This window comes from Leptospira perolatii, assembly GCF_002811875.1.
Classification (GTDB): Bacteria; Spirochaetota; Leptospiria; order Leptospirales; family Leptospiraceae; genus Leptospira_B; species Leptospira_B perolatii.
This window is the reverse complement of sequence record NZ_NPDZ01000001.1, coordinates 200,719-226,469: the sequence shown is the minus strand read 5'-3', so window position 1 is coordinate 226,469 and position 25,751 is coordinate 200,719. Positions and strand designations below refer to the sequence as shown.

Sequence of the window (25,751 nt, the reverse complement as noted above, 5' to 3'; positions counted from 1 at the left end):
AGAAAAAGAAAATATTATATCGAGCGGAAAATAGTTTCAACCCGCTTCGATCTAAAATCAAGCCGTTTTGCAGTTCATGTTTGTGCCAAAATCGGAAACTTAAAAGAAACGTTCTTCTCGATCGGAAAATCTCCGCGGACAAAAAGAGGAGAATCTAACTTTTCTGGGATTGTTTGAGTTTTGGTTTTCAGTATTTCCGGAGTAAATCCGACTGGTATCTCATCGCAATCGCCAAAATTAAGACTGTCTAAAGCCTCCGTAAGAGTTTTAGTAATTGGTTTTGCCTCAGAAATTGTTTTCATTAGCAAATCCCAATCTTCTCTCTTATCAATGCTCAACTGCCTCCATTCCAACTTAGAATACGATGTTTTTTGAACTGGAAGCTGGGCTCTAAAAAATAGTTTCTTCGATTTTACGAAATCCGAATTTTGGATAAAAATCCAGTACAGATTCATTCGCAAACAGGAAGAACAGATCTACTTTTCCCTCATAGTCGCTCAATGCGTCTTTCATCAAATAAGGAATATGAAATGTATTTGGAAGTCCAACCGCCTCTAAGGAACCATTCTCGAAAGGATGCACCATAAAGAGCCTCGGGAGTAAAATTGAAGAACGCCTCTCGCAGGACAGCTTCCTCTTGGTACGCTTTTTTAGGAGTAAAATGGATCAAAGAATTAATCTTCGCTTAAGATTAAATCTATTTGAAGCCCGCTTGGAGAAATGCGAACAGTTCCATAGACCAAGCAACGGCAACGTGTATCATGATCCCACCTAACACCGATCTGGTTCTAAGCGCGATCATTCCAAGAGCGAATCCTCCAAAAAACGAACCAAGTGCTTCGAACATAGGTTTCGTAAAATGCAAAAAACCGTACAGGAAAGACATCAGCAAAACGGCCTGTTTGGAACCTATCCTGGATGCTAAAGGAAAAACCAAAAGGCCGCGAAAAAAGGATTCAAGTGCAACAAATCCGAATCCATACGCGATTTCAAATGCCAGAATCCAGTAAAAGGGAGGATTGTAATCCAAACCGAACGGATATCTGGTCGTAAATCGAGGATAGACAGAAAGGAAAGAAGGCGAAAAAGAAGCCACTGCCACCAAAGGCAAAATCATCGCAATAATAAATAATATTTGTTTAATATTCGGTAGATGATTCCACCCTAAAAATCTATCCGGATCTTCCTTCTTTGCCAAAAACCAGATTACAGGGAGAGCCAGGTAAATGGCAATATTAGATACATAGTTAATAATCAGCATTCCGATTCGGATATTTTCTTCGGAAGCAAAACTTACCAATGCTAAGTTGTTAATCCGCGCACCACTTGCGAACACTAGGACAACTGATCCGCCGAACAAGAGCATGATATTTTGTATGTTCCATGAGTTTTCTTTTCTGCCGTATGCCAACCAAACTGTGGGAAGAATTAGCACCATACCGAAAAGGTAAAAAATAAAATAGAACACTAAAATTCCAAAACCACCTTTGTAATAGTCGGTAACCTTTGGAACGAAGAGAAAAGCGTAGTTAAAGAGCCAGCAAACCAGGAAAACGAATAACACTAGCGCAAAAATGAAATAGTCTTTCTTTCCTTCAAAAAAGTCTCCTAACGAATCCTTAATTAATTTCATCTTTTAGTTTTTCTCCTATTTAACTTTTTCTTTTTTAGCTACGAGGGAACTTTCATATTTTTTAATATATAAACTCGCGACGGTCAAAAAAACTGTTAAGACCAAGGGTCCATAAAACACCCCTGCCATTCCAAATGCTGTGACTCCTCCGATTATGCTGAAGAAGACCAAAAAACCGTCTATGCTAATTCCCTTTGCCATAAATGTCGGCTTGTACCAATTTTCTACGAGAACTGAAATCGCAGTGCAATAAACAAATAAGATGGCGCTCGCTACGAATTGCCCTTTGATAGCTAAGTAAATACAGGCCGGAACATAAACTACCGCAATTCCAACGAAAGGCAATAACGCTAGTATGATCATTAGTACTGTCCATAACATTACCGAGCTAATTCCTGCAACCCAAAGCCCAAGCCCAGCAACGATTCCTTGTATTAGTGCAGCGATTCCATTATGCACAATCGTAACATAATTCATCCGGTTGAAGCGATCTAGAATTTCCTGTTCGTCTTCGTCGCGAATCGGAGAAAATCTGAATATAAAACTTTTCAGCTCTGGACCATTCAGCAAGATTCCGAAGAGCGCAATCAGCATTAAGAAAAATTGAAAGAAGAACTGAAATAGATTACTGATTGCTGAATTCACCATTTGCAAAGATCCCGAACTTAAAGCCGAAAGTCCGTCCAAGGCAATTTTTTGCAGATTTTCTCGAGAATACTCCTGGTTTATAAACTGAAAAAACTTAGACATCAGATCGGCAAACCAATTTGCTCCGAATAATAACTCCTCAATATTTTTTTCCGTAATCACCGCTTGTAAGTTTGCATAGACGTTTAATATTTCTTTTGATAAACGCACGACCACATAAATGCTCGGTAAAAAAATAACTAAGCAAAGTATGATCAGAACGATTGCCGCAGAAATCCATCTTTTCCAACCGGTTTTTTCTGAAATAAAATTAAGCATCGGAAAACAGGACCCTGCAAAAATTCCCGCAAATAGGATGGGAGAAAGAAAGGACCAGGCCATGTAAAAAAGCAAACTAGTACTTAATAATAAAAGGAAAAGAAATCCGATCCATTCAGCCGTACTATAAGGTAAAGTTTTGCGATTCGCTGGACTATTGGCTCTATCGGTATTGAGCTTAACTTTTTTCATCCTTTGAGAATTCCTTCCCCGCAGAAAAACTCCAATGTTTTTTTAAAGCAACAGCAGGTTTCGCTGAACCCGCAGATTTACCAAAACCGCCGTAGCCGGGAAAACGATCTCCACATAAAGGAATGAAATCACTTTTTCTTATTGACCTACCTAAATTGTTAAGTGAAATCAATAGTTCATTATGAAAGAATAATTTTCATAGGCAGGGACGAAGTGACAACAAATCTACCGAAAGTGTGCGTGATCGGTGCCGGTTCTAGCGGTATTACTGTCTGTAAATCATTGCAAGATAAGAAAATTCCTTTTGATTGTTACGAAAAGGGAAGCGAAATAGGCGGAAATTGGCGTTTCAAAAACGACAATGGGATGAGTAATATCTACAAGTCTTTGCATATCAATACTCATCGGGAAAGAATGGAGTATTCAGATTACCCAATGCCTCATTGGTATCCGGATTATCCCAATCACGAACCGATCCAAAAATACTTTTTGGATTACGTAAATCACTTCGGAATTCGAAAAAATATTAAGTTCAAAACCGGAGTTGCGGGAGTTACACCTCAAGAAGATGGTACATTTTTAGTAAGTACCGACAAAGGTGATTCAAAATTCTATGATGCGGTTATCGTAGCAAATGGTCATCATTGGTCTCCGCGCTGGCCAAAGCCTGAATTTCCGGGAAAGTTTCACGGAAAAATAATGCACTCTCATGACTATGTCGATCCAGAGCATCCTATCAACTTAGTAGGAAAAAAAGTTGTGATACTTGGAATCGGAAATAGCGCCATGGATATTTCAGTCGAACTTTGTCGTCCAGGTGTAGCGCAAAAAGTCTTCTTAAGTTCTCGGCGAGGAGCATGGATCATCCCGAATTATCTTTTCGGAAAACCACTGGACAAATCCTCAAATAAGCTTCCTCCAGGAACTCCCCTTTGGATTAAGAGACTTTTATTCTCTATACTTCTTAGAATCGGAGTCGGCAAAATGGAAGACTTTGGACTTCCTAAACCGGATCATAGAATAGGTGAAGCTCATCCTACAGTGTCGCAGGACATACTCGTAAGATTCGGAAGGGGAGATATAAAATACAAACCTGTCATACAAGAATATAAGGAAAATCGCATACGTTTTTCCGATGGTACGGAGGAGGAAGCGGACGCAGTTATCTATTGCACAGGATATGACGTCAAGTTTCCGTTCTTTCAGCCGAATTTTATAGATGTAATCGAAAATCATCTGCCTCTGTTCCACAGGACGATTTTGCCAAAGATACCAAATCTATTTTTTGTAGGACTATACCAGCCGCTAGGAGCTGTAATGCCTTTAGCTGAATTTCAGGGAAAGTGGATATCCGAGTATCTTACCGGCAACTATAGCTTTCCATCGATTGCCGAAATGGAAAGGCATATTAAATCTTATGAAACCAAAATGAGAAAAAGGTATGTAAGCTCAGCAAGACACACCATGCAAGTTGACTTCGAAGACTTTCTGTACGGAATGCAAAAGGAGCTAAAGAGAGGCAGGAAAAAAGCAGCTAAATCAGGACACTTACTTCCGATTGAAGCCAAAGCGGAAAAAAAGAGTGTTTCGAAGCACAGACCTCAGTTCTTTCACGATAGAAAATCTTTAAAGCAAAGAAAGAAAAGTTCACTTGCAAAAACTTGAAATCGACATCCCTTTTTTAGATGAATCAAATTCTAGATAAGAATTTGATTCCTAGTGAATAGCCTTCAGAAAGGCATCAGAAAGTGATGTAGAATGATGAACTTTTACGTTTTCGAAATCCTGGAGTCCGCTTCCTATAATCATTCGACCTCGATTGCATAGTTCTGCAGTGTTCATGACTGATTCCGATTGGCTAGTACCAAAATATCCGTGGGCAAAATAACTTAGGTCAGATTTCCAATCAAAGATAAGACCATCGGTTCCACCGTTAAAAGGAGTAGCGGGAGTCCCAAATGCAGTATCTGATTGTCCGATCCCTCTAATATTTCCTTCTTTCGTAATTTGTAATGTAGTTATTGAACTTTGGGATACAAATCCTATAAAAGTATGAGCTTCTAGCTGTCCCGTAAGTAAATTTAACTTCAGAAGTCCTACGTCTCCGTTTGCATTTCCGGAATAACTTCTGACCGGATTCGGTGCAAAATTCCCCAGGAATCCTCCGGAAATAAACAGTGAACCATTCAATTCAAGGATATCGTAAGTCGTTTCTACTTGGGTAGGCGCATTTACTCCAAAAAAGGTAAGCCATTGCAATACCCCTGATGCCGAGAACTTGATAATAAAAGAATCATTCGTTCCAGAATGTGGATTCACGGGCGAACCAAATTGAGTATTAGCGTCTCCTGTCAGATAAATATTCCCCAAAAGATCTTCATAAATTTTTCTAGTATTTATATTACTAACTCCGCTGGAAAAGAAAGTTTGCCACAGAATATTTCCAGCAGAATCTACACGCATGAGGTAAGGTTCCGGTATGAGCAAATTAGCAGAGTGGCTCAATACTAGATTCCCTTGGGAAAAATTCTGATTCGCATTTCCCGTGATGAACACGCCTGCTCCATCATTCGTTCTAATAAACTGACTTACCCCATTGTTATCGGCATTCGGTAAATAATTTGTAAGGATGTTCTGGCCGGAAACAGAATCGTACAGTGCTATAAAGGAATCATAATATGTTCCACTAGAAGGATGAGCTCGAAGAACATTCTGTCCAATTTGGTTAAGAGAATTGGACGCAATTATGATCAGTCCGTTACTCAGTTTTACAACATTCGAAGTATTTTCGTCCTCTAAAGAGTTTCCGAGCATCGTATTCCACAAGATGCTTCCATCGATTCCAATCTTAGCTAGGAAAATATCATCTCCTCCCGTATAACCTACGATTGGTGAACCGAAATTCGAATTCGTAGCCCCCGCAACCAAAATGGATTTGTCGTCGAGTTGCACAGCTGCAGATCCGTATTGCGTTCCGATTCCTCCCACAAATGTAACGTAATCATCCATCGGACAATAGCAAAAAGATCCAGGTTCGTTGTTTAAACATCTAAGAAACTCAAGCTCATAATTTGCTTTCGAAGATTTATCAGACGGATTGTAGGATTTGGCCACACAGGAGATAATTAGTTGCGAGAAAAAGAGCAGAAAAATTGAAAACTTTAACTTCATAAACGAGACACGGATGCTTTCTTTATAGTCAATTCTAAAGGAAAGAAATTTCTTTCAATAATATTACGACTAACGGAACCTATTAGTCCTATCAGGTCACAGCAAGAATACGGAAGGCAAAAAATTGAAAATATGCAGCTTCATTCCGATTAACGTGACTGTCATAGTCTTAAAAATGCATATCATTCCGTTGTTGTCGCGAATTGATTTCCTCAAAAAAATAAATTTGGCCAAATAAATATTAAGAAAAAACTCTTGGCAAACCACCGAAGCATTTATTTCGATGTCTAAATAATATGAAAGCGGATTATGTGATTCACTTACTTTCGAGAACGAGAGATCGAATTCAGAAACACTTAACAGTGGAAATGGAACGACAAGGGATACAGGATATCGCTCCAGCCCATGGAGGAGTGTTATTTGCGCTATCCAAAAGCGGGCCTGTAACTATGAGCGATTTAGCTGATGCTTTGGATAGAACAAATTCTACGATTACCACTTTGCTAGACAAGATGGAGTCGCTGGGTTACGTAAAGCGCCGACAGTCGATAGAAGATGAAAGAGTTTTCCTGGCGGAATTAACCGAAAAGGGAAAGGCCGCAACCAATGCAGTTACAAAAGCCTCGCGAAAAACTCTTTCTGCGCTTTTCAAAGGATTTTCCAATCCTGAGAAAGAAGAATTCATGCGCTTGCTTTCCATTATACACTCAAATCTTAACTGAAAACTGAATGAAGTATTTTTAAAAAGCAAATGTAATTTATTTCGACATCGAAATAATCAAGGAGTTTGTATGTTTGATAATTTAACCGCGGTGATTACGGGATCGGCAAGAGGGATAGGCAAAGCGACAGCGATTTACTTTGCAAGACAAGGGTGCAATGTAATCGTTTCCGACTTAGAGAGCGAAAAAATCGAGGAGACAATACTGGAATTACGCAAACATTCAAAAGGGCTGCATTCGGGGAAAGTCTGCGATGTAAGATTAAAGGAGGATATTAGATCACTATCCGAATATGCATTTAACACCACAGGCAGACTAGATATTTGGATCAACAACGCGGGAGTGATTCAAGATGACTTACTCTTAAGAATGAACGAAGAGAAGTGGCAGGAAGTATTTTCTGTGAATTTGACCGGTGCGTTCTTCGGAACTCAAGCAGCCGCAAAATTCATGAGCAAAGCGAGGAAAGGGCGAATTATCAATATCGGATCCGTTTCCGGATTTTACGGAAATGCAGGACAAGCCAATTATTCAGCTGCAAAAGCAGGCTTGATTGCTTTGACAAAAACTTCGGCGAGAGAACTTGCCTCCAGAAACATTACTGTGAATTGCATTGCTGCGGGTTTCATTGACAACGAATTCGCCGCGAAAGTTCCTGCAGAAGTGAGAAAATCAATCTCCGAAACTATTCCCTTAAAAATAAATCGTAATCCAGAAGAGGCCGTTGCCTCTGCTGTAGGATTCCTTGCTTCGGATGAAGCGGATTGGATTACCGGAGCTGTATTGAGAGTGGATGGAGGTATGATGATTGGATTTTAATGGATGAGTAAGATCACGGGCATGCGAGAATACTACAATCTGAATTAAGCTACAAAAATCTTATTTGTAATTTGCTAGGAAATTTGTTTCATATGATAACAACCCTAGAAAGTGAAAATTTATTTTGAAAATCCAGTCTGTTGAATTCAATCTTTAAAGGCTATATACATTGATAAAAAAAAGACCTCACTTTTCTAAGATCAAAACTAGAGAAGAATTTGAAATACATTATTGGTATCGAGAAGAGTTGGCTCAAATTTGCAAAGAAGAAGGAATTCCTGCTCATGGGTCAAAAGTTGAAATGGAAAATCGATTAAAGTCTTACCTTCAATCCAATCGAAAATATACAACCAACAAGGAGGATGAATCCAAAGTAAAAGCGTCGCAACGTCGAAGCAAATCTAGACCAACAAAAATCACCTTGAATTCAAAAATTTTGCCAGAGGGAATTCGATTTGATTCTATTTTTAGAGAATTTTGCCGAAATCACTACGGATTAAAAAAATTTAATTTTACTATGTATATGGCGCGTGCAGTTCGCGAGGCCGAAAAACAAGGGAATACGAAGTTAACTGTCAAAGATCTTTTGAAAATTTATGAAAATCCACCGACCAAAATTACGCCGGACGATCGAGTCCTAAGATGGAATACATTTGTGAAAGACTTTCACAAGGATTCTAAAACCAAGGATCTCAAAAATAAACTAGAGGTAGCCGCTTTTCTTTGGGCAAAACTAAGAGATCGGCCCGGCAGCAAAAAATATGTTTCTGATTTACTCATTGAGTTCCAGAAGGATGTATTTAAAATATCTAATCTTCCTAAAACAACGGTTTCAAAAAAATGAGCAAAGGCAAAAACCATTGGATTGATTTAAGCACTCAACTTTGGGTCAAGCTAACTGGCAAAAGGATTCAGCATTCAAAAGAATGGAACTGGTTGTTCGGTCCTTCTGGTGATTCGGAAATCATAGGAGAAGGGTTTATCCATAAGTTTGCAAAGGAGAACGGTTATCGAGTTCATATTCCGAAAAAGGCAAGCGGAATCATCCCTAACATGAAAGACCTTTTCCATAATTCCGCAGAAGTGAAAAGAATGGATCCGAAAGTACGCAATTTCTACGAACACACTTCGAATTACGATATGGATGTTTGGGCAAAGTGGACTGGAATCTTTCAGCCGTTTGCTTGGTTGCTAACGACCATTTTTTCGAGAAGATTGCAACAAATGAATCTTCCTCTCGATGCTCTAGACACCTGTTACGGCATGAATAGCAAAGTGATTTTGCTGACGAAGAATAAAGATCAGACTGAGAATCTCGTGTTTTGGCTGCGTCACTTGAAAGGAACCGGAAATGTTTTGTACTGTGGGATCTACTCCGTTCAGAAAAATCAAAGTGGAAGTACTTTTGTACGAGTCATTTTTCCTCTGCCTAATGGAAATGCAACAGTGGTTCTCAAGCCAGAAATTTTGCCTGATGGAAGCCTGAAGCTTATTTCAAAAGGAAAAAAATTCGGAGAGAGTGGCTTTTACTTTTTCGTATTTAATCGAAAAGGGGACGCTTGGATTCGATATCTTCCTTCCTTTCATGAATTTATCCATGTATTCGTTGACTTCGAAGGAACATTGCGAGCAGAACATAAAGTGTTTTTGTTTCGATGGCAGGTACTGCATCTTCACTATAAGATATTCCTAAAAAAGTAATCAGACAGGTACTTAAACTTGGTTTGCCCTGGATCGAAACAAACGACCTCAATAAGTTTTTGATAACTTTGGGTTGAAACTTTTTACTCTAAACCTTGATTTTATAGTAGAAATTCGTTCTGCGAACTGTAATCCTTTATTCCCCATTAAGGGAAAATACAATAGGAGCAAGTAATGGATTCTTTGAAAGAACGTTTATCCGGAGTTGGTGGATTTATCTGCATCGCAGGTCTAGCCTCGTCGGGTCTTAGCTTGATAGATTATAATCTTAAGATTCTTATGTGGATCGACAATTGGGGAATGACAGTCGGTTGGATCATTCGGGTAGGATTGATTGTAGGCGGTGCAGCTCTATTTTTCTTTACGAGGAAAAAATCGTAACCTTTACCTTCCTTTCGAAGGCCTGAATGCAATTGAATCCATTTGCGTTCAGGCTCTCTACATTCGAATCAATAGCAATTTTTCAAAATGCATCCGAACTAAGTTTTCTGAAATAGAATACTTATTTAAGAGGAATCTATTCTGTTTCGATTTTTTCGACAGAATCGATTGGTAGAATCAAGTTTCCATCCGGCTTTAAAACTACGTAAAAACCATCTTCTTGGTAAACAAAGCCCTTTTCGATTGCGCCTTCCTTCAGATAAAGAACCTTACGAACCTCTGGTTGCGTCTTTTCTTTCAGTAAATCGGTTGCAGAAGTCTTATCTATTTTCTTGACCAATTCCATTAATTTCTCTCTTTCCTTGAGATCCTTTAATGGGAAACGGACCATAGAAGCAAATTTTCTCTCTATATCCGCTTTTTCATCCGGAAGAATTTTTTTAAGAGAATTCTTGAGCTCTTTAGGAGAAATCAAAAATGGATCTTTAGGTAAGGAGTCCACATGTGGCTTCAGGCTTTTGATTAAAGTTTCATCCAGTTTTCCATTTTGTTTGGAATTCTTGCTTTCTTTGATTGAGTTCTCAATTTTCTTAAGACCTTCTGCATTTTCGGGAGAAAGATCTTTCCAGCTAAGATTATCCTGAGCCGAATATCCTTTGGCAAATTCCAATTTTTGACTTTCGTTCTCTGTTTCAGTAGAATTCCAATATAAGTAATAACCGCCAAAGGAAAGCAGAACCAATGCTGCGGCGGAAAGATAACCGTATGATTTAGGAAATGATAATACGATTCCTGTCTTTTTTTCCTGAGGAAATTCCTGGGATAGAGGATCGCTCTGTGATTCCAAAATGGATTTTAGCTTCGCTAATTTTTGATACTCTTTTGCAAATTCAGGATTATTAATAATAATTTCTAGGAGTTCCTTCTTTCCCTGGCTACCTAACGTATCAGAAAGAAATTTCTCCAGTAAAGATTCAAATTTATCCTTATTTGAAGTTCCGATGCCCATCTCTATATTTGGATCCCTTGTTTCTCTAGAAAGGTCCGAAGAATTCTGAAAGCACTTAAAAGTCTTCTACTAACGGTTCGCTCTGATATATGCAAAGCTTCAGCAGTTTCTTTGAGTGTCTTTTTCTGAATCTCCTTCAAAAGTATTATACTTTTTTCCGGTTCGGGAAGACTTGAAATCGCTTCTTTTAATGCAGAATTGATAGAATTTTTTTCAATTTCAAGTGGATCGTCAAATGACCCGCCTGATAGCTCCGGAAAGTTCTCTACATTGATTGAGACGTTCCCTACTTCCTTTTTCGAACGATTGAAGTGTTTAAAATAGAGATTTTTTGCAATCGTACACGACCAAGAAGAGAAGGCTCCGCGGTTTGGATCAAATCGATCCATTACTTCAAATGCCTTAAGGAATGTTTCTTGAGTCAGGTCTTCCGCTAGATCAGGATTACCAGATAATTTAAGCAAAAAGTGGTATACAGTATTTCTACTACGGTCGTAAAGATTTGAAAATTCTTGAGGTGTAAGACCACTCATTCTTGCGAAACCGGGAATATTACCCTGGATTCTTGCAATTTTCAGGATAAACCGATGGAACGGAAGCAGAAATTAAGCTCATTTTTCGGCATTGGTCAATTCTTAGACGTGAACTTAGCCCGGTCGAGCACGCCGAACAATTCGAAAGCTGACGAGTGAAATCCGCACTTTGCCAGAATTGTTTAGAATTTCTGATATAATCCTTTGTGATTAATTTTTGAAAGATTACTTTCCGATTTTGTGAAACTATCTAGAGATCCGGAAAAACGGTTCAAATTAAGCGGTCAAAAATTTTTGATCTAAAATGTCTAATCAACATAGATGAACGAAGAAAGAATCACATCAAGAATTGTATCGAGCCCCGAAGTGTGCGGAGGAAAGCCCGTAATCAAAGGGACTGAAATTCGAGTACTAGAAATTATCGATCGGATTTTACTTGGATTCGGAATTTCTGATATTCTAAAAGAATATCCCGAGCTCTCTAGCGACGACGTAAAGGCTTGTTTAATTTACGCGTCCAAAAAACTGCATTCACCGCTTTTAGAAAAGGCGCTTCACTCCACCTTTTCCGAGGACAAAGCATCCTGACTAGGTCCTCTCTCCGATGATAGGTCCGCCAATCTTTTCCATCATTCTCTCTTTAGTCAGAATCAAATCTTCCCGATTGTCAGCGGCCATTTCACCAGGACCGTCCAGGTAGATTGCTCCCTTCGGGCACGCCTCTTCACAAAGACCGCAAAAAATACATCGCAATAAATCTATTTCGAATTTCTTTGCAAATTTATCTTCCGGGTGCAAATGCTGAATGTTTGGAGTAACTTGACCGGCTTCTATATAAATTGCATCTGCGGGACAAACCCACATACAACAAAAGCAACTTGTGCATCGCTCTCTTCCAAGTTCATCTCTTTTCATGCTGTGCATTCCGCGAAAGCGACTGGAATATTTTCTTTTCTTCTCTGGATATTCGATTGTTACCGCGCCCTTTAGAAAGGCTGCTTTAAAAAAATGTTTAATTGTAATCCAAAGGCCTCTAGCGATTGCATAAAAGTACAGTCTTTGAAACCAGTTGAGCTTTGCTTTTTGTGCAACATTGACTACGTTAATTGTTGCCAAGGGCTGCCTCCTTTTTTCCGGCACTTGCCGCTTTCGCAACGAACTCGCTGAAAACTTCTCCCGAAGAAAGCAGACCCTTAGGAGGTTGCATCGATTGTGAGAACTCTTGCTTCCATCCTAGTTTATTTGTAAAGGTTCCACTTTGTTCTGCAAACGCCTTAATTGGAATCGAATACAAAGCAAGAGCCGTATCTTGGGTCTCGTTCGTATGAAAGTGAACTACATTGCTTGGAGTAGGGATTTCTTTAAATATCGAACTTAAGCTTTCTTTTATTACGAACAGGATATCGTATTCGTCATTCTTAATTGCATTTCGCAAAGAATCCATTCCAGATTTAGAAACAAATCCAGAATCGACGCAACCGCGGGTGTTCGGGCGAAGATCGGTTGTATAAAGAAAATCCACCTGCTCAGGCTCCTTATATTGGACTTCGGAAACCCGTGCTTCAGTTTCGAAAGGAACTCCTAGCTTATTAAGAGAATCCAATATTCTTTGAATATTTTCGTTAGATTCGTGGGCCCCGCCTAAAACGAGAATTTTCTTTGCTTTTTGGATCTTGGTCGCTAGTTCGGAGAGTACTTCAGAGCTCGTAGATTTTTTTCCCTGGTCGTAATAAGAAAATAGTCTGTTTTGATTTAACCAGTCGATATCAAATCTGCCTTTGTCGCACAAAAAGTATTGGTCCTTTTCTTCGTCCATCCTAGGCATGTATCTGTACATTTTGTTATCGCGAACATTCGTAAATGTCTTACAGCCAGTACTACATCCGTGACAAATGGATTCCTCAGATTTGTACCACCAGACCCTTGATTTGAATAATGTTTTATGATTTAGAAGAGCTCCTACAGGACAAATGTCCGCGAGTGCTCCCTGATAATTATGAGCGATCGGATCTTCTTTCGCCAGACCTATGATGGAATGATAGCCTCGCTCAAAAAGCCCAAGGTTGGATTCTCCGACAAGTTCTTCCTCAAATCGAACGCATCGATAACATACAATGCATCGATTATGGTTGATAATTAGATTCGTGCCAATTTCCTCTTGCGGAATATTGCGCTTATGAAGCGTAAATCTGGAATTCCCTTTGCCTTCATTAAATGCATTATCCTGTAACTGGCATTCTCCCGCTTTATCGCAAACTGGACAATCAAGAGGATGGTTTGCGAGTAGAAATTCCATCGTCCCTTCTCTTGCTTCGATCACTCGTTCGCTTTTTGTCACAATTGACAGGCCTTCGGTGACTTTCGTATTGCAGGCGACCTGCAAGCGAGGAATTCCTTCGATTTCAATCAGGCACATTCTGCACATGCCTACTACGGAAAGTTTTGGATGATAACAAAAATAAGGAATGTCTACGCCGACATCCTTCGCGGCGGAAATGAGATTCTTTCTCTCATCGACTTCGTACTCGATCCCGTCTATCTTTATCTTGACCACTCGGCCCCCCGTGTTCGAACTTTCTATAGAACCGTATATGCTACGATTGGCAACCGTTTCTTTGTCTGTTGCATTTAGGTTTCGACTAGAGTTTTAGATCGTCGTAATATGAGGGAAGCTTCGCCCATTTTTTGAACCAGCTAGGATTGAGAGCTCTCTGATAAAGATAAGCGTCTACCAAAACCAAGTTTACTGCCGCCTCTACAATCGGGACTGCCCTCGGAAGCACACAGGGATCGTGTCTCCCCTTAGCTTGCAAAGTAGTTTCTTTGCCTTCAATATTCACTGTATTTTGTTTTTTGAAAATAGTCGAAGTTGGTTTGAATGCTGCTCGGACCACCAGGGTTTCCCCGTTGGAAATTCCACCCTGCAATCCGCCTGAATTATTCGTCCGAGTTCGTACTCTTCCAGAACTTTCTTCTATATAAAATTCATCATTGTGCGTACTTCCGGTTTGCAATGTCCCTAAAAATCCGGAGCCGACTTCAAAGCCCTTGCAGGCTGGAATCGAAAGAATTGCTTTTGCTAAATCACCGTCTAGCTTGTCGTATACCGGATCACCAAGTCCGGGAGGAAGATTCCAAACTGCGCAGCGAATATTTCCTCCTACACTATCGCCTGCTTCCTTCATCCTAAGGATGAGTTCGCGCATTTTCTTCGCAGTCGGTTCGTCCGGACATCTGACTTCGTTTGCATCTACTTCTTCACGCGTGGATGGAAAGCGATCTTCCTTGATTCCGGATTCGATAGTTGCGATCGAATCTACCCAGGCTACAGTGCGAACCCCTAGGTCATCTTCTAGAATCATTCTTGCAATTGCTCCGGCGGCAACCCGAGCAATAGTTTCTCGCACAGAAGATCTGCCTCCTCCCACATGAGCTCTGAAACCGTATTTAGCTTGGTAGGTATAATCTGCATGAGAAGGGCGAAATGTTTCCCTAAGGTTTTCATAATCTTTTGAGATCGTATTCTTGTTATCTACGATCAAGGCAATGGGACTACCGATCGTTTTGCCTTCGAAGACTCCCGATACAACTCTGACTGTATCGGATTCGCTTCGAGGAGTAGTAAGATCGCTTTGGCCTGGTCTTCGACGATCTAAATCTTTTTGGATTTCTTCCATTCGTATTGGAATTCCTGCAGGAACTCCTTCCACTACGACTCCCACAGATTCGCCGTGAGATTCTCCAAATGTGCTGACTCTGAAAATTTTACCCCAACTGGAAGGCATACATGAACCAGAAAACTCAATCCCCTGAAAGGAAGAAAGCCTGTTTCCGGTTCATGTAGGAAAACCTAACGGTTAAGCGACAGATTTCGGTGCAGTGTGTCGATAGTGTTTATCTACCAATTCAAAAAGCGGAGGATCCAAAGTAGGATCGACTGCATACACTACTCTTCTAGGGTCCACAGAATTTGCTAAATTAAATACGGCCTTTCTACGATCTGGTCGGAAGGACTTACCATCATATCCCGCAATTCTGATCTTTCCTTTGTTCGTAAGTACAGGTCTGATTGTTCCGATCCTTTCCAAGAGTGGTCGAGTTTGGTGCCTTACAATGTCTTTAACCACACACGTTTCGAAATGGATTTTTCTCTGTGAATCGGTTGAAACTACGATGATATAGTCTCCCGGATTCAGAACGCTCTTATTGTTGCAGAGACTTAGCCCCATGAAATCGAAGAAGTCTTTTACAACTCTTTCGTTGTATGAGAAAAAGCTGTTATTCAAAATCAGCTTCATCGCAGTTACATCCTCGTAAGCATTTCTCCAACTCTGAGGTGTAGTAAGCGATGCGAATTCACCCGAAATAGAAATGATCGCAGGATCGTCCTCTCCGTAGTTATTCGTTTGTAGAAGATGCAACTGGATTTGCAGATCTTCGACAAGAGTTAACTTGCTTGGGTCCTCTTTATATCTTCCCCAGTACTCGGCGAGCTTCTTCATCAATGGCAAAGTCGCCGGGTAATTATTGTTCAAGCCTTCTCCTCTATAAGGACGGTGACCGTTCAATACGCAAGTCTTTACTTCATGATGAATCGAAGCTAAGTTTGCGATCATCAAATAGCTTGCGATCGGACAATTTTTGATATACTCGTATTCTTGAGGTGTAAGCCCACTATGCGTGGGGAACTTCATCCTTGGTTTTGCAATATCGATCATATACGATGCCATCATCAGATCCAATTGCTGGTCCTTGACCTTTTGCGAATCCTTAATAGACAGCGCCTTTAAACCGCGAAGCTTCATCGCCATCGCAATAATTGTTCTTTTAGTGAGTATTTCCGAGTCTACGTCAACTCCGACGCTTTTCATGACTTCGATTACGTTTACTAGCCCGAGCTCTGTATCCGAGCTGGAAGTAAAATCTTCCAAAATCACATCGATTGCATGAGCAACTCTTTTGATATGGTTCCCGTTTAACGGATAATTTCTCAGTTCCATCAACAAATTCGAAGCCTCTCTGGCCATTTGCAAAGTTAGCTGAGGATTAACTAATTTTACATACGAAACTCTTTGGCCGTTGATCGCATCCGGTCTATCTTCGGATTCAATTCGAATTTTGTTTCGTTCTGAGTGTAAATAGTAGATCCCTTGTGCCTCAAACTTTTGAAGCCGATTGATATCTTCATCACTTGCATAATCTTTTCGGTGAATCAGAATCTGTCCGTGTTTATTATAGAAATCTACCGGAATGATTTTGTTTGTTCTAAAGCCCTTAATGACCTCGGAATTAAATTCGAATCTTTCGAACCTAATTGAATCCTCATCTATGTGAGTAATTTCCTGCGCTGCGTCTGTACCCATTCTCCATATTCCCTCACACCAGCTGCCGAAGCATAAATAGATATTTTTATCTAGAAGTTTATGACGCGAAATGGTTAAAAAAACAATATCCCTTTAGGAACAGTAAATAAATTATTTATTAAATTTAATTAATTTTAGAAAAAACACGCAAAAAAAATAATTTAAGTTGTAGCAACTGCTTCAGTATCTCCTGTCGAAGTCTTCACTCCGAATACGTCACGCGCCTTTTGGTCCAAGGACTCGTAGAACTCAGGATCTAATTCGGGATCGATTAAATAGATAATTCTTCTCGGGTCGGCATTCCGATCCAGGTTAAAGATCGCTCTTCTGCGGTCGATTTTAAGGCTGGCAGGCTCAAACCCGGAAATTCTGATTTTTCCGTTATTTGAAAATTTAGGCTGAATCGTACCGATTCTCTCAAGCATAGGTCGAATCGAATTTTTGTTGGATTCACGAATCGCACAAATCTCAAAGAACACTTTTCGATTCGAATCCTGAGAGGCGACGATCACGTAATCCCCGACCTTAATAAAAGGCTGATTATCGCAGAGAGAAAGCCCTACGTGGTCGTAAAAATCCTTCAGTGTTTTTTCATTATAGGCGAAGAAACTATTGTTCAAAATTAGTTTCATGGCTGTCAGAGCTTCGATCGGCGGACGCCAAGGTTGCTGCGTAGTCAAGGACGCGAATTCGCCAGCAATTGATATGATTCCGATATCTTCATGTGAGATATTGTTTATAAGTACATTCTTTAGCTGTTTTTGTACATCGGCGACGAGCAAAGATTTTTTGTAATCGGTCTTGTACTTATCTTTATAAAAGTTTAGTTTTTGGACTAAGTTTTTAGTTTGCGGGTAATTGTTGTTCACCCCTTCACCTTTATGCGGTCGGTGGTGGTTCAGAACAATAGATTTTACTGATTCATCCAGTTCGTTCAAATTTGCGACCATCAGATAGCTAATAATCGGATGGTTTTTTATGTATTCCAGCTCCTCGGTTTTCAAATTTCCATGCGTGGGAATTTTCATCTGAGTATAACCGATGTCCGCCAAGTAAGAAGCCATCATAAGACTGACTTGTTCTGACTTCTTTTGATTTAGATCTGCCTTTGTAAAAGCTTTTGCCGCGCGCACTTTCATTGCCATCGCGACGACAGTTCTTTTTGTCAAAACCTCCGAATCTACCGGCATTCCGGCCGTGGACATGACTTCAATAATGTTCACCAGTCCGGTTTCCATATCCGGAGAAGCCTTAAAATCTTCTAATATTGAATCGATCGATTTGCTTATTTCCCGAACGTGGCTTCCGTTCAAGGGATACTTTTTAATATCCAGAAGCAAATCAGAAGCACCTTTGGCCATATCGGAAGTCAGTTCCGTATTTACCAATTTGGTAAACGAAACATCCCCACCTTTTCGTCCGGGCTTTATTTTAGATATTTCTGATTTTAGAAAAAAGATTCCTTGCTGTTCAAACTTCAGGAGTTTACTGATATCTTCCCCCGAAGCCATATCTTTTTTATGAATTAAAATCTGACCGGTCTTATTGTAAAAATCTACCGGTATGATGCGATTCTCACGGAAGTGTTGGATAACATCTTCAGTAAAATCAAATTTCTGCAGGTCCTTAGAAGCGTCCATTCTCTGGAAAGTTGATCCGATTCATTTTTTCGAGTAATTTCAACGGCTATCCAAATCAGTATTCTGATCAGAACGATAGGATAGGCAAGATGAAACTATTTCACGCTTAATTATTTCACGTTACCCTATTTGACGAAATTCTTTTTTGTGATTAAACCTGATTTAAGCTACTTTGAAGAATATACCTGCGAATACGCTCCTCCAAAGAAGAGCCAGCAAAACCTGAATTTGTTTTCGGATCCGTAAGCACAAATTTGTCTTTTGCTTTGTGAGAGACATCATCTGTTCTCACTTCCCCAGAAATAATGTTTATGCCGAGGTCTTTTAATACTCCGGTAATAAAGTACAATAACCCTTTTCTATCAGCGGTTTCCAAAAAGAAATCGGTTCCACTACCGTCGGGCAAATCTTGAAATTCTAATTTGGAATCTTGGTTTAGATGAAAAGTATTACGAATATCGATTTCGCTAGAAGTTTGGATCATTTCCTCCAAAGTACTTTCTTCAGAAAACACGGAGGACATTAGGATACCGAGTTTCGATGCCTTAATTTTGGAGTCAGTTTCACTAGAACGAAGCACGAATTCATCTTGGCTTAAAAACGAGTTTCCTTCACGGATTGTACGGATGTCTCCCGAAACAATTTCAAAACCCATAAAATAAATGGCTTTAACCATTTTATGTAATGTACCTGGCGCAGTCTCAGAAGTCTTAAGAACTACACGGTAAAAACCATTCTCTTCCTTATAATGGAAATCTATCATCGCATGGTGATCCGGTTGTACACTAAAAACCGACATTCAATTGAACACCTAAAAATGTGCCTTCTCGCTTGTTTTGACCTACAGTCTAACCTAATAGCAGATATCATTTATGAATTCTGTCTCTAAAAATTTTTCTTCTATGTGACAGAAGTAGGAGGAAAATACCTCGCCAACTTGGGTTCTTCCCGAAAGCATTTTGGTTAATAACGGGCGAAATTTAAGGAAATCGGCCAAAACTGGGCGTAAGTCCAATTAGTTAGAAGAGCTCCCCGGATACATATATGCAAAATAAACAAACTTTCAGAGACGGGTTCAAGTTAGGAAAAAAACCGGCGCAAGGCACACCTATATCTTCGCCTAAGGCTCCACCAGGAAGTCAAGTCGCGAGGGGATCCTACTCGGCTTCTCTTACGCCAAACTTAGTGCAGAGTGAGGCAGTTAACGAATCCCCCTTACTGATTCTATTTGGTCTCGCTAGATTTTTCCGAAAGTATAAACTTCGATTAGCGACCGTACTTGGACTCTTAATAACAGAAATTCTTGTATATTCTACGATTCCATTTTCTTTCAAATTTTTAATCGATGAAGCTTTGATCGGAAAGAAAGAAGCAATGTTATATATTACTGGAGCTACTCTTGTTGGTGGTACGATCCTAATTACCGCTGTAGGAACAGTAAGGGATTACTTATACAATTGGATCTCTGCTAGAGCGATCAGAGACATTCGCGAAGAATTATTCATTCATCTGCAAAGAGTTAGCCTAGACTTTTATGCGAATACTAGAATGGGGGACATACTTTCCAGGTTTTCCTCGGACCTTGCTTCATTAGAAAATGCTGTATTGGCTTCTATCCCTTGGGGAATTTCCCCGCTCTTAGAAGCAATCTTCGGAACAGCACTCCTATTTGCTCTAGATTGGAAGCTTGGGCTGATTGCTGCTCTGATTTGGCCGGTGACTTTTGTGGGTCCAGTGTTCTTTTCCAAAAGATCCACTCATGCTAGCTATGAGAGAAAAGGCGAAGAGGCCAGAGTTCTAAATGCAGTAGAAGAATCTGTTTCGGCACAGAATCTGATCCGAGTGTACGATTTGGATGGAGTGTTTTGGGAAAAGTTCAGAGGAAATTGTGAAAAGCTTTTCGGAGTTTCGCTCAGACTTGGATTAACGAATTCTTATTTGGAAAGGTCCGCGTCGGGTGGAATTCTGCTTTTGCAAGCAGTGTTACTAACTGCAGGAGCTTGGTTCGCTTTTCATGGAATGGTAAGCGTAGGGGCTTTTGCCGCCTTTCTTCCTCCTTTTTTAAACTTAAGCTATTCTCTACTGTATGTATCTCAGTATTTCCCCGCGCTAAACCAAGCAAGCGGATCTGCAAAACGTATTTTGGAAATATTGAGGACACCTGTTTTTGAAACAGCTCAGACTCAATCTGTGGCGATTTCTGAATTCCAATCTAAAATTCTCTTAGAAGATGTAGAGTTCAAGTATAAAGGCCGTACTAAGAATTTGAATGGCCTCCACCTTGAAATTCCAAAAGGAAGCTATACGATTATACTCGGCCCTTCCGGTTCAGGAAAAAGCACGATCTTTAAACTTATTCTAGGAATCGTCGAGCCAAATAGCGGAAAGCTAAGTTTGGACGGTACGGATCTAGGCGTAATTAATCGCCAATCTCTGCACTCTTTGATGGGAATCGTTTTTCAAGATACCTACCTCTTCCACTCTTCTATACTCGAAAATATCCGTATGGGAAGACCTGATGCAAGTGCAGAAGAAGCGATAGAAGCCGCAAAACTCGCGGAAATTCACGAATTCATTTGCAGCCTCCCTGAAGGCTATGAAACGATTTTAGGAGAAAAAGGAACGAGACTTTCCGGTGGAGAAAAACAAAGGATAGCCCTCGCGCGGGCTCTTGTTCGAAATCCGCAAATACTGCTTTTGGACGAAGCGACTTCCGCTTTGGACCCGGTTACTGAAGCCAGAATCCTGAAAACTTTGCAACGGATCCGAGAAGGAAGGACAATCGTATCTGTGACCCATAAACTCACAGGATTGCAAGCCGCGGATCAGGTTCTGGTTTTAAGAAATGGAAAATTAGAGCCTTATTATTCTCCCGAACCTGGTCTTGCTCCGGCTTCCGCAATGTAAGCCGCTGTTTGCCCAAGAGGTTAGAAAAGGTAAGATTGCTTCGTAAACGAACCCAAACGTTCTTGCTTTTTTACATAAGAAACTTTTCCTCATTGAAGTATGCTCAAGGTACCTACTTACGTGGACAATTCTCCGATTGGAGGACTCGGCCTATTTGCCGGCCGAGATATTGAAGAAGGAGAATTAGTATGGGAATTCGATCCGAAAACCGTTTGGATTCTCAGTAAAGAGGAAGTCGAAGCCTTACCGAAACGATTCATCGAATTGATCCACACATATTCTTATCTATCGAACGGGAACTGGTACTTCTGCGTGGACAACTCAAGGTTCATGAACCATAGCGATGATCCTAATACGATAGAAGTCAGAGCATCAGAAGATATAGACAGCAATCCGATGGGCAAGGATCGGGCAATCAGAAGAATAAAGGCAGGCGAGGAACTTACCTGCAATTACAAAAAGTTTGATCAACACTGGTCGGAAAAACTTCCCAACTAGCTTTTAATAGTCTATCTTTAGCTCTTTAATTTTCTTATCCAAAGTATTTCGGTTAATCCCCAAAAACTTTGCGACTCTAGTTTTGGTGTACTTGAACTTTTTCATAGCGTACTTGATCAGTCGCGCTTCTACTTCGCCCACAACGACTTCGATCGCTCTACCATCAAGTGCATCTAAGTGGGAAGGAGAGAATCTCGAGCTTGCCACTTCGACGGCTCCTTCAGTATCGCCAGCTTCTATTTGTTCAGTTTCGTCACCGTAGAGAATTCTACCGCTAATCTCCGAGAAATCTTGGATATCCAACATATCGGATTGAGAGAGAACAACAGCTCTCTCGATTACGTTCTCTAGTTCCCTTACGTTACCCGGCCATCCATAGCTCATCAATAGTTTGTGGGCTTCTCTAGTAATCCCTTTGATCTTCTTGGAATTTTCACCGGTATATTTTGAGATGAAATGGTTGATCAGCAGTGGAATATCTTCTGTACGCTCGCGCAGAGGAGGAGTCACCATATTGACCACATTTAATCGATAGAACAGATCCGGTCGGAATAATTTTTGAGAGATCAACTCTTCTAAATTAGCGTTTGTAGCCGCGATAATTCTCACATCAATTTTCTTTGGCTTTGTAGATCCTACTGCTTCGATTTCCTTTTCTTGCAATACACGCAAAAGCTTGGATTGCAAGTTCAGATCCATTTCTCCGATCTCGTCCAGGAAAATGGTCCCGGTATCGGCCATTTCGAATTTCCCTTTCTTATCAGCTACTGCTCCAGTAAAAGAGCCTTTCTTATGACCGAACAATTCGGATTCGAGTAAGTTTTCAGGAATCGCAGCACAATTGATCTTAATAAAAGGTTTATCCGCGCGAGAAGAATTGTAATGAATCGCGGACGCGATCATTTCTTTTCCTGTACCTGATTCTCCTGTAATCAAAACGGAAGCTCTTGAGTCGGAGACTAGTTGGATCATTTCGAAGAGTTTTTCCATCGCTTTGGATTTTCCGATCAAAGAGCCGAACTTGTACTTATTCTTTAATTCACGTTTTAATAATACGTTCTCGCGAGAAATCTCTCTCTTTTCTTCATCGATCAGCTTTTGGATTCTGATTGCCTGATAAATGATAGAAGCAACGACTTGAAGAAAGTCTAGGTACGTTTTCAAATCCACATACTTTTTATGAACAAAAAATACGCTGACCACTCCTAATACATCCGTGTCAGATTTGATTGGTGCGGCGAGAAAGCTGACGCTTTCCGGATTATTTTTGAAGTGAGCCGCGTTTCCTAAGCGATTCAAAAAATTTTCGTCGTTAGCGATCGATTCTATGATCACCGCTTCTCCGGATTCATAGACTCGACCAGTAACTCCCTCACCTGGGAGATAAATTCCTTTCTCCATCTCCTCTGCAGTAAGTCCGGATGCAGCTTCTAACTTTAGAATTCCTTTTTCCGAATCGAATAGAACTATGGATCCCCTTTCTAGGTTCAGAGACTTGTCTAATCGATCCATTATATCTCCGAAAATTTCTCGTAAGTTCAGAGTGGACGTGACAGTTCTAGAAATATCAATGAGTACTTGCTGAATCTTGTTCTTCTGTTCCAGCTGTCTGAATATTTGCAAATTTTTGAATATTTGCGCCGCCATATTGGCGAGAGTTGAGACCAGTTCGAGGTGTTCTTCGGTAAACGCACCTTTGCGGCTAGAATCAAGTGAGATAACACCGATAGTCTCATCTTCTACGATCATCGGGACCGCTAACTCGGACAGAATTTCGTCCTTAATAGAAATGTAATGCGGGTTCTGGGTTACGTCATTGACGATCATCCCTTCCCCGGAAGCGGCTACGATCCCTGTAATCCCTTCGCCGACTTTCAGTTTCACCTTGGTACGAATGGAAGGATTCATACCACGAAAGGTGACTATGTCCAAAACCTCGTCTTGTCTGCTGACCAGCATGAGAGATCCGGAACCTACTTCACAAATTTGAATACATCTTTCCAGAATCAGATCGAGCAAACGATCCGGATCTAAGGTAGAATTCATTGCGGTGGCAACTTCTTGGATATGTCGAAGGGGGCTTGGCTTAATGTAACCGGACATCTGCTTAAAAAAGGTGCGAATTGACGATTTTACGGTCAAGGAAAAAACCTTAAAAGAAAGGCATTTCGCTAGATTTAGTTCAAATTGATCTATTTTTTCAAGGTCATAACCTGCATTGCTTTCATTTTTGTCAGATTTTCGGGTAAAACAGTTTCCAGAAGCGTGAAATAGAATATTCTAAAACTCGAATGTCCTGCGTATTTTGTGGCGAATCTTACTCACCTGAAGGTCAATTTCGGTCTGGAAAGTTTCACTGCAGATCCTGCGGAAGAGAATGGATCCTTGAAAAAAGAAGAAATGTTCGGGCCAGGCCTCCCGAGGGCCCGAGTTTATCCAACGAAGTTCTGCTGGAGTTCCTCTCCTTATTTAATACGAGTCCGAATCTAGACGATCTTTTGAAAAATTTTACCGCATTAGCGTTTCGTAAATTAGGCCAACCTGGTATTTCCGTAATGGTGTATGAACCTAGGTTGGACAAGATATTAGTTAAGTCTTACCGAAATAGGAAAGGTGGAAGTTTAGAAAAGGTCGCATTTCGCATGGAAATCCGAAAAGGCGAAGACTCCGGACCTTTGAGCCAGTGCGTAGACACTTGCAAATCAGTATATTATCGATTTCAAGAACAGAAAATCAAACAGTTCCGACAGTATGGAAGATTGAACGGTGCGGTCTCAGCTTTGGCTGTTCCGATCCATCTGAAAAAAGAAGTATTGGGTCTAATCAGTGTGGATTATGAGGAGGATAATCCTTACCAAGCTGAAAAGGACAGATACTTTCTCGAATTAATCGCGAGTCAATTTGCGGTAACTCTAAAAAATCGAATTCTTTTTGAAGTATCTCAAACTCAGTCCAGAAATTTTCGTAATTTGCATTCTGCTGCACTGAAACTAAGTAGTTTGGGCTTTAAATACAGAACGGAAATTTTTAGGGTCATTTTACTTTCACTGACTGAGTTTTCCGAAAACGAAATCTATGCAATTATTGAAAAGACAAACGGGAAAAACGGAAAGAATCCTCTCTACGAAGGGCACTTTTTGTTCAAAGGACACAAAGCCCTAGAAATCAAATTGAGTCAAAAGCTAGAAGGAAGATGGGAATCTCTTCTTGAACATAAGGAAAACGTAAAGCTCCTCGAATCTAAGGAGATCCCTGAATGGGAGAATTTGGGTTTTAAAGCATCTCATATTGCAATTCTCCCTGTTCTGCACGAAGAAGAATCAGATATCTGGATACTCCTTTCCAAGGCTCTAAATTTACATTGGAGCCCTGAAGAGATAGATGTTCTGAATGCGTTTTCTATCCAAGCTGGAATCTCGATACAAAACTTTCGCTTGTTCCATCAAAGCGCCGAAAAGGAAAGACTTGATCGGGAGATTGAAATAGCAAAGGAACTCCAACTTTCCTTGCTTCCTAGAAAAATGCCGGAACACCCAGGATACGATTTTGCAGGAGTGATGCGGGCTGCGATCGGTGTAGGAGGAGATTACTACGACTTTATCACCGACCCTAGAAATAAAGAGACTTATATCTGCGTAGGAGATGTGAGCGGAAAAGGCGTCCCAGCTGGAATCGTTATGGCTACAGTCCGCACAGTGATTCATTCTTTGGTCAGGCTTAGTCCTGCACCTTGGGAAATTATAGAAACAGTAAATACCTATCTGTACCAAAATTACTTTAGAGATCTCTTAACTCCAAGATTCATGTCTCTCACTATGATTCACTGGGATCGCTCCGGAAACCGATTTAGATTTAGCGGAGGCGGGCAGGGTCACATTCTTGTTTTCAGACGGTCCACAAATTCAATCGAAGAAATACCTACAGAAGGAATTGTCCTAGGAATCGATTCAGAGATCAGCCAGTTCAAAAACGCCGGAGAATTTTCCCTAGACCCGGGAGATTTTTTCTTAATGTGTACGGACGGAGTTTGGGAGGCTTCTAATTTCCAAGGCGAATGTTTTGAGATGAATAGACTCGAAGATTGCGTCTTGAAAAATAAAGATCTATCTATCTCTATCCTGCTAGAAAAAATCCTAGAAGAAATTAAACACTTTACGGGAGAAAAGGTTCAAGCTGACGATATCACCTTAGTAGGCATGAGTCGACACTCGTAAGT

Annotated in this window: 24 protein-coding genes; 10 read left to right on the top strand and 14 right to left on the bottom strand. The window is 40.5% G+C overall.

What is annotated here, in order from left to right; translation table 11 throughout:
* Positions 1 to 74: 74 nt before the first annotated feature.
* From CH373_RS18545 to CH373_RS01060, 4 genes are all read right to left on the bottom strand, one after another.
* Positions 75 to 302 carry a hypothetical protein gene (locus tag CH373_RS18545; protein ID WP_125169844.1) on the bottom strand — a complete coding sequence of 76 codons (228 nt, stop codon included), beginning with the start codon at positions 300 to 302 and terminating at the stop codon, positions 75 to 77.
* 88 nt (positions 303 to 390) lie between these two features.
* Positions 391 to 585: a hypothetical protein gene (locus tag CH373_RS18605; protein ID WP_165778752.1), complete on the bottom strand. Its 195-nt coding sequence runs from the start codon at positions 583 to 585 to the stop codon at positions 391 to 393.
* A gap of 112 nt (positions 586 to 697) precedes the next feature.
* A complete protein-coding gene (locus CH373_RS01065; protein ID WP_100712081.1) occupies positions 698 to 1,633 on the bottom strand; it encodes a CPBP family intramembrane glutamic endopeptidase in 936 nt (311 codons plus the stop codon).
* Between the two features lie 15 nt (positions 1,634 to 1,648).
* The gene (locus tag CH373_RS01060) at positions 1,649 to 2,791 is read right to left on the bottom strand and encodes an AI-2E family transporter (protein WP_100712080.1); all 1,143 of its coding nucleotides are present in this window, start codon (positions 2,789 to 2,791) and stop codon (positions 1,649 to 1,651) included.
* Positions 2,792 to 3,004: 213 nt separating this feature from the next.
* On the opposite strand from CH373_RS01060, the gene CH373_RS01050 reads away from it, so the two are divergent.
* Positions 3,005 to 4,456 (top strand): flavin-containing monooxygenase, encoded by a 1,452-nt coding sequence (locus CH373_RS01050; protein ID WP_100712547.1) that lies wholly within the window; start codon positions 3,005 to 3,007, stop codon positions 4,454 to 4,456.
* A gap of 51 nt (positions 4,457 to 4,507) precedes the next feature.
* On the opposite strand, the gene CH373_RS01045 is transcribed toward CH373_RS01050, so the two are convergent.
* A complete protein-coding gene (locus CH373_RS01045; protein ID WP_100712078.1) occupies positions 4,508 to 5,962 on the bottom strand; it encodes a hypothetical protein in 1,455 nt (484 codons plus the stop codon).
* Between the two features lie 296 nt (positions 5,963 to 6,258).
* Between CH373_RS01045 and CH373_RS01040 the strand changes: the two genes are divergently transcribed.
* The 5 genes from CH373_RS01040 to CH373_RS01020 all read left to right on the top strand — a co-directional run bounded on the left by CH373_RS01040 (position 6,259) and on the right by CH373_RS01020 (position 9,585).
* Positions 6,259 to 6,684 (top strand): MarR family winged helix-turn-helix transcriptional regulator, encoded by a 426-nt coding sequence (locus tag CH373_RS01040; RefSeq protein ID WP_100712077.1) that lies wholly within the window; start codon positions 6,259 to 6,261, stop codon positions 6,682 to 6,684.
* Between the two features lie 69 nt (positions 6,685 to 6,753).
* On the top strand, positions 6,754 to 7,503 hold the full coding sequence (fabG, locus tag CH373_RS01035) for a 3-oxoacyl-ACP reductase FabG (protein ID WP_100712076.1): 750 nt from the start codon (positions 6,754 to 6,756) through the stop codon (positions 7,501 to 7,503).
* Positions 7,504 to 7,672: 169 nt separating this feature from the next.
* Positions 7,673 to 8,347, top strand: coding sequence for an SAP domain-containing protein (locus CH373_RS01030; protein WP_243393200.1), 675 nt, complete (start codon positions 7,673 to 7,675; stop codon positions 8,345 to 8,347).
* A complete protein-coding gene (locus CH373_RS01025; protein WP_100712075.1) occupies positions 8,344 to 9,204 on the top strand; it encodes a hypothetical protein in 861 nt (286 codons plus the stop codon). Before CH373_RS01030 ends, CH373_RS01025 begins: the two co-directional genes overlap by 4 nt.
* Before the next feature lie 174 nt (positions 9,205 to 9,378).
* Positions 9,379 to 9,585, top strand: a complete 207-nt coding sequence (locus CH373_RS01020; RefSeq protein ID WP_100712074.1) for a hypothetical protein — start codon at positions 9,379 to 9,381, stop codon at positions 9,583 to 9,585.
* 136 nt (positions 9,586 to 9,721) lie between these two features.
* On the opposite strand, the gene CH373_RS01015 is transcribed toward CH373_RS01020, so the two are convergent.
* Together CH373_RS01015 and CH373_RS01010 are read right to left on the bottom strand one after the other, a co-directional pair.
* Positions 9,722 to 10,594 carry a hypothetical protein gene (locus CH373_RS01015; RefSeq protein WP_100712073.1) on the bottom strand — a complete coding sequence of 291 codons (873 nt, stop codon included), beginning with the start codon at positions 10,592 to 10,594 and terminating at the stop codon, positions 9,722 to 9,724.
* Between the two features lie 2 nt (positions 10,595 to 10,596).
* Entirely contained in the window at positions 10,597 to 11,127 is a 531-nt protein-coding gene (locus CH373_RS01010) for an RNA polymerase sigma factor (RefSeq protein ID WP_100712072.1), read from the bottom strand.
* 321 nt (positions 11,128 to 11,448) lie between these two features.
* Here CH373_RS01010 and CH373_RS01005 point away from each other — a divergent pair, with 321 nt between their 5' ends.
* On the top strand, positions 11,449 to 11,715 hold the full coding sequence (locus CH373_RS01005; protein WP_100712071.1) for a DUF433 domain-containing protein: 267 nt from the start codon (positions 11,449 to 11,451) through the stop codon (positions 11,713 to 11,715).
* Here CH373_RS01005 and CH373_RS01000 read toward each other — a convergent pair whose 3' ends face one another.
* The 6 genes from CH373_RS01000 to CH373_RS00975 form a co-directional block, all read right to left on the bottom strand.
* Positions 11,716 to 12,243 (bottom strand): NuoI/complex I 23 kDa subunit family protein, encoded by a 528-nt coding sequence (locus CH373_RS01000; RefSeq protein WP_100712070.1) that lies wholly within the window; start codon positions 12,241 to 12,243, stop codon positions 11,716 to 11,718.
* Positions 12,230 to 13,681 (bottom strand): NADH-quinone oxidoreductase subunit G, encoded by a 1,452-nt coding sequence (locus tag CH373_RS00995; protein ID WP_100712069.1) that lies wholly within the window; start codon positions 13,679 to 13,681, stop codon positions 12,230 to 12,232. The genes CH373_RS01000 and CH373_RS00995 overlap by 14 nt, the downstream gene beginning before the upstream one ends.
* An 85-nt stretch (positions 13,682 to 13,766) precedes the next feature.
* Positions 13,767 to 14,912, bottom strand: a complete 1,146-nt coding sequence (gene aroC / locus CH373_RS00990; protein WP_100712068.1) for a chorismate synthase — start codon at positions 14,910 to 14,912, stop codon at positions 13,767 to 13,769.
* A 72-nt stretch (positions 14,913 to 14,984) separates the two neighbouring features.
* Complete coding sequence (locus CH373_RS00985; RefSeq protein ID WP_100712067.1) at positions 14,985 to 16,490, bottom strand: HD-GYP domain-containing protein; 1,506 nt, start codon at positions 16,488 to 16,490, stop codon at positions 14,985 to 14,987.
* A gap of 161 nt (positions 16,491 to 16,651) precedes the next feature.
* Complete coding sequence (locus CH373_RS00980) at positions 16,652 to 18,130, bottom strand: HD domain-containing phosphohydrolase (protein ID WP_100712066.1); 1,479 nt, start codon at positions 18,128 to 18,130, stop codon at positions 16,652 to 16,654.
* Between the two features lie 151 nt (positions 18,131 to 18,281).
* Positions 18,282 to 18,893, bottom strand: a complete 612-nt coding sequence (locus CH373_RS00975) for an ACT domain-containing protein (RefSeq protein WP_100712545.1) — start codon at positions 18,891 to 18,893, stop codon at positions 18,282 to 18,284.
* A 281-nt stretch (positions 18,894 to 19,174) separates the two neighbouring features.
* Here CH373_RS00975 and CH373_RS00970 point away from each other — a divergent pair, with 281 nt between their 5' ends.
* Together CH373_RS00970 and CH373_RS00965 are read left to right on the top strand one after the other, a co-directional pair.
* Positions 19,175 to 21,037 carry an ABC transporter ATP-binding protein gene (locus CH373_RS00970; RefSeq protein ID WP_100712065.1) on the top strand — a complete coding sequence of 621 codons (1,863 nt, stop codon included), beginning with the start codon at positions 19,175 to 19,177 and terminating at the stop codon, positions 21,035 to 21,037.
* A 99-nt stretch (positions 21,038 to 21,136) separates the two neighbouring features.
* Positions 21,137 to 21,535, top strand: coding sequence for an SET domain-containing protein (locus CH373_RS00965; protein ID WP_100712064.1), 399 nt, complete (start codon positions 21,137 to 21,139; stop codon positions 21,533 to 21,535).
* Between the two features lie 3 nt (positions 21,536 to 21,538).
* Here the strand turns inward: CH373_RS00965 and CH373_RS00960 are convergent, their stop codons facing one another.
* Positions 21,539 to 23,581 carry a sigma-54-dependent Fis family transcriptional regulator gene (locus CH373_RS00960; RefSeq protein WP_100712063.1) on the bottom strand — a complete coding sequence of 681 codons (2,043 nt, stop codon included), beginning with the start codon at positions 23,579 to 23,581 and terminating at the stop codon, positions 21,539 to 21,541.
* Between the two features lie 245 nt (positions 23,582 to 23,826).
* Here CH373_RS00960 and CH373_RS00955 point away from each other — a divergent pair, with 245 nt between their 5' ends.
* A complete protein-coding gene (locus CH373_RS00955) occupies positions 23,827 to 25,749 on the top strand; it encodes a GAF domain-containing SpoIIE family protein phosphatase (RefSeq protein WP_100712062.1) in 1,923 nt (640 codons plus the stop codon).
* The last annotated feature ends 2 nt before the right edge of the window (positions 25,750 to 25,751 follow it).

What these genes read in the sequence shown, in the direction of transcription:
- CH373_RS01005 (WP_100712071.1), top strand. Translation starts at nt 11,449, where the DNA reads ATGAACGAAGAAAGAATCACATCAAGAATTGTATCGAGCCCCGAAGTG.
- CH373_RS01010 (WP_100712072.1), bottom strand. Translation starts at nt 11,127, where the DNA reads ATGAGTGGTCTTACACCTCAAGAATTTTCAAATCTTTACGACCGTAGT.
- CH373_RS00970 (WP_100712065.1), top strand. Translation starts at nt 19,175, where the DNA reads ATGCAAAATAAACAAACTTTCAGAGACGGGTTCAAGTTAGGAAAAAAA.
- CH373_RS00975 (WP_100712545.1), bottom strand. Translation starts at nt 18,893, where the DNA reads ATGATAGATTTCCATTATAAGGAAGAGAATGGTTTTTACCGTGTAGTT.
- CH373_RS01040 (WP_100712077.1), top strand. Translation starts at nt 6,259, where the DNA reads ATGAAAGCGGATTATGTGATTCACTTACTTTCGAGAACGAGAGATCGA.
- CH373_RS01025 (WP_100712075.1), top strand. Translation starts at nt 8,344, where the DNA reads ATGAGCAAAGGCAAAAACCATTGGATTGATTTAAGCACTCAACTTTGG.
- CH373_RS00965 (WP_100712064.1), top strand. Translation starts at nt 21,137, where the DNA reads ATGCTCAAGGTACCTACTTACGTGGACAATTCTCCGATTGGAGGACTC.
- CH373_RS18605 (WP_165778752.1), bottom strand. Translation starts at nt 585, where the DNA reads ATGGTGCATCCTTTCGAGAATGGTTCCTTAGAGGCGGTTGGACTTCCA.
- CH373_RS01020 (WP_100712074.1), top strand. Translation starts at nt 9,379, where the DNA reads ATGGATTCTTTGAAAGAACGTTTATCCGGAGTTGGTGGATTTATCTGC.
- CH373_RS00985 (WP_100712067.1), bottom strand. Translation starts at nt 16,490, where the DNA reads ATGGGTACAGACGCAGCGCAGGAAATTACTCACATAGATGAGGATTCA.
- aroC (WP_100712068.1), bottom strand. Translation starts at nt 14,912, where the DNA reads ATGCCTTCCAGTTGGGGTAAAATTTTCAGAGTCAGCACATTTGGAGAA.
- CH373_RS01060 (WP_100712080.1), bottom strand. Translation starts at nt 2,791, where the DNA reads ATGAAAAAAGTTAAGCTCAATACCGATAGAGCCAATAGTCCAGCGAAT.
- CH373_RS01045 (WP_100712078.1), bottom strand. Translation starts at nt 5,962, where the DNA reads ATGAAGTTAAAGTTTTCAATTTTTCTGCTCTTTTTCTCGCAACTAATT.
- CH373_RS00980 (WP_100712066.1), bottom strand. Translation starts at nt 18,130, where the DNA reads ATGGACGCTTCTAAGGACCTGCAGAAATTTGATTTTACTGAAGATGTT.
- CH373_RS01065 (WP_100712081.1), bottom strand. Translation starts at nt 1,633, where the DNA reads ATGAAATTAATTAAGGATTCGTTAGGAGACTTTTTTGAAGGAAAGAAA.
- CH373_RS01015 (WP_100712073.1), bottom strand. Translation starts at nt 10,594, where the DNA reads ATGGGCATCGGAACTTCAAATAAGGATAAATTTGAATCTTTACTGGAG.
- fabG (WP_100712076.1), top strand. Translation starts at nt 6,754, where the DNA reads ATGTTTGATAATTTAACCGCGGTGATTACGGGATCGGCAAGAGGGATA.
- CH373_RS00960 (WP_100712063.1), bottom strand. Translation starts at nt 23,581, where the DNA reads ATGAATTCTACCTTAGATCCGGATCGTTTGCTCGATCTGATTCTGGAA.
- CH373_RS18545 (WP_125169844.1), bottom strand. Translation starts at nt 302, where the DNA reads ATGAAAACAATTTCTGAGGCAAAACCAATTACTAAAACTCTTACGGAG.
- CH373_RS00955 (WP_100712062.1), top strand. Translation starts at nt 23,827, where the DNA reads ATGTCCTGCGTATTTTGTGGCGAATCTTACTCACCTGAAGGTCAATTT.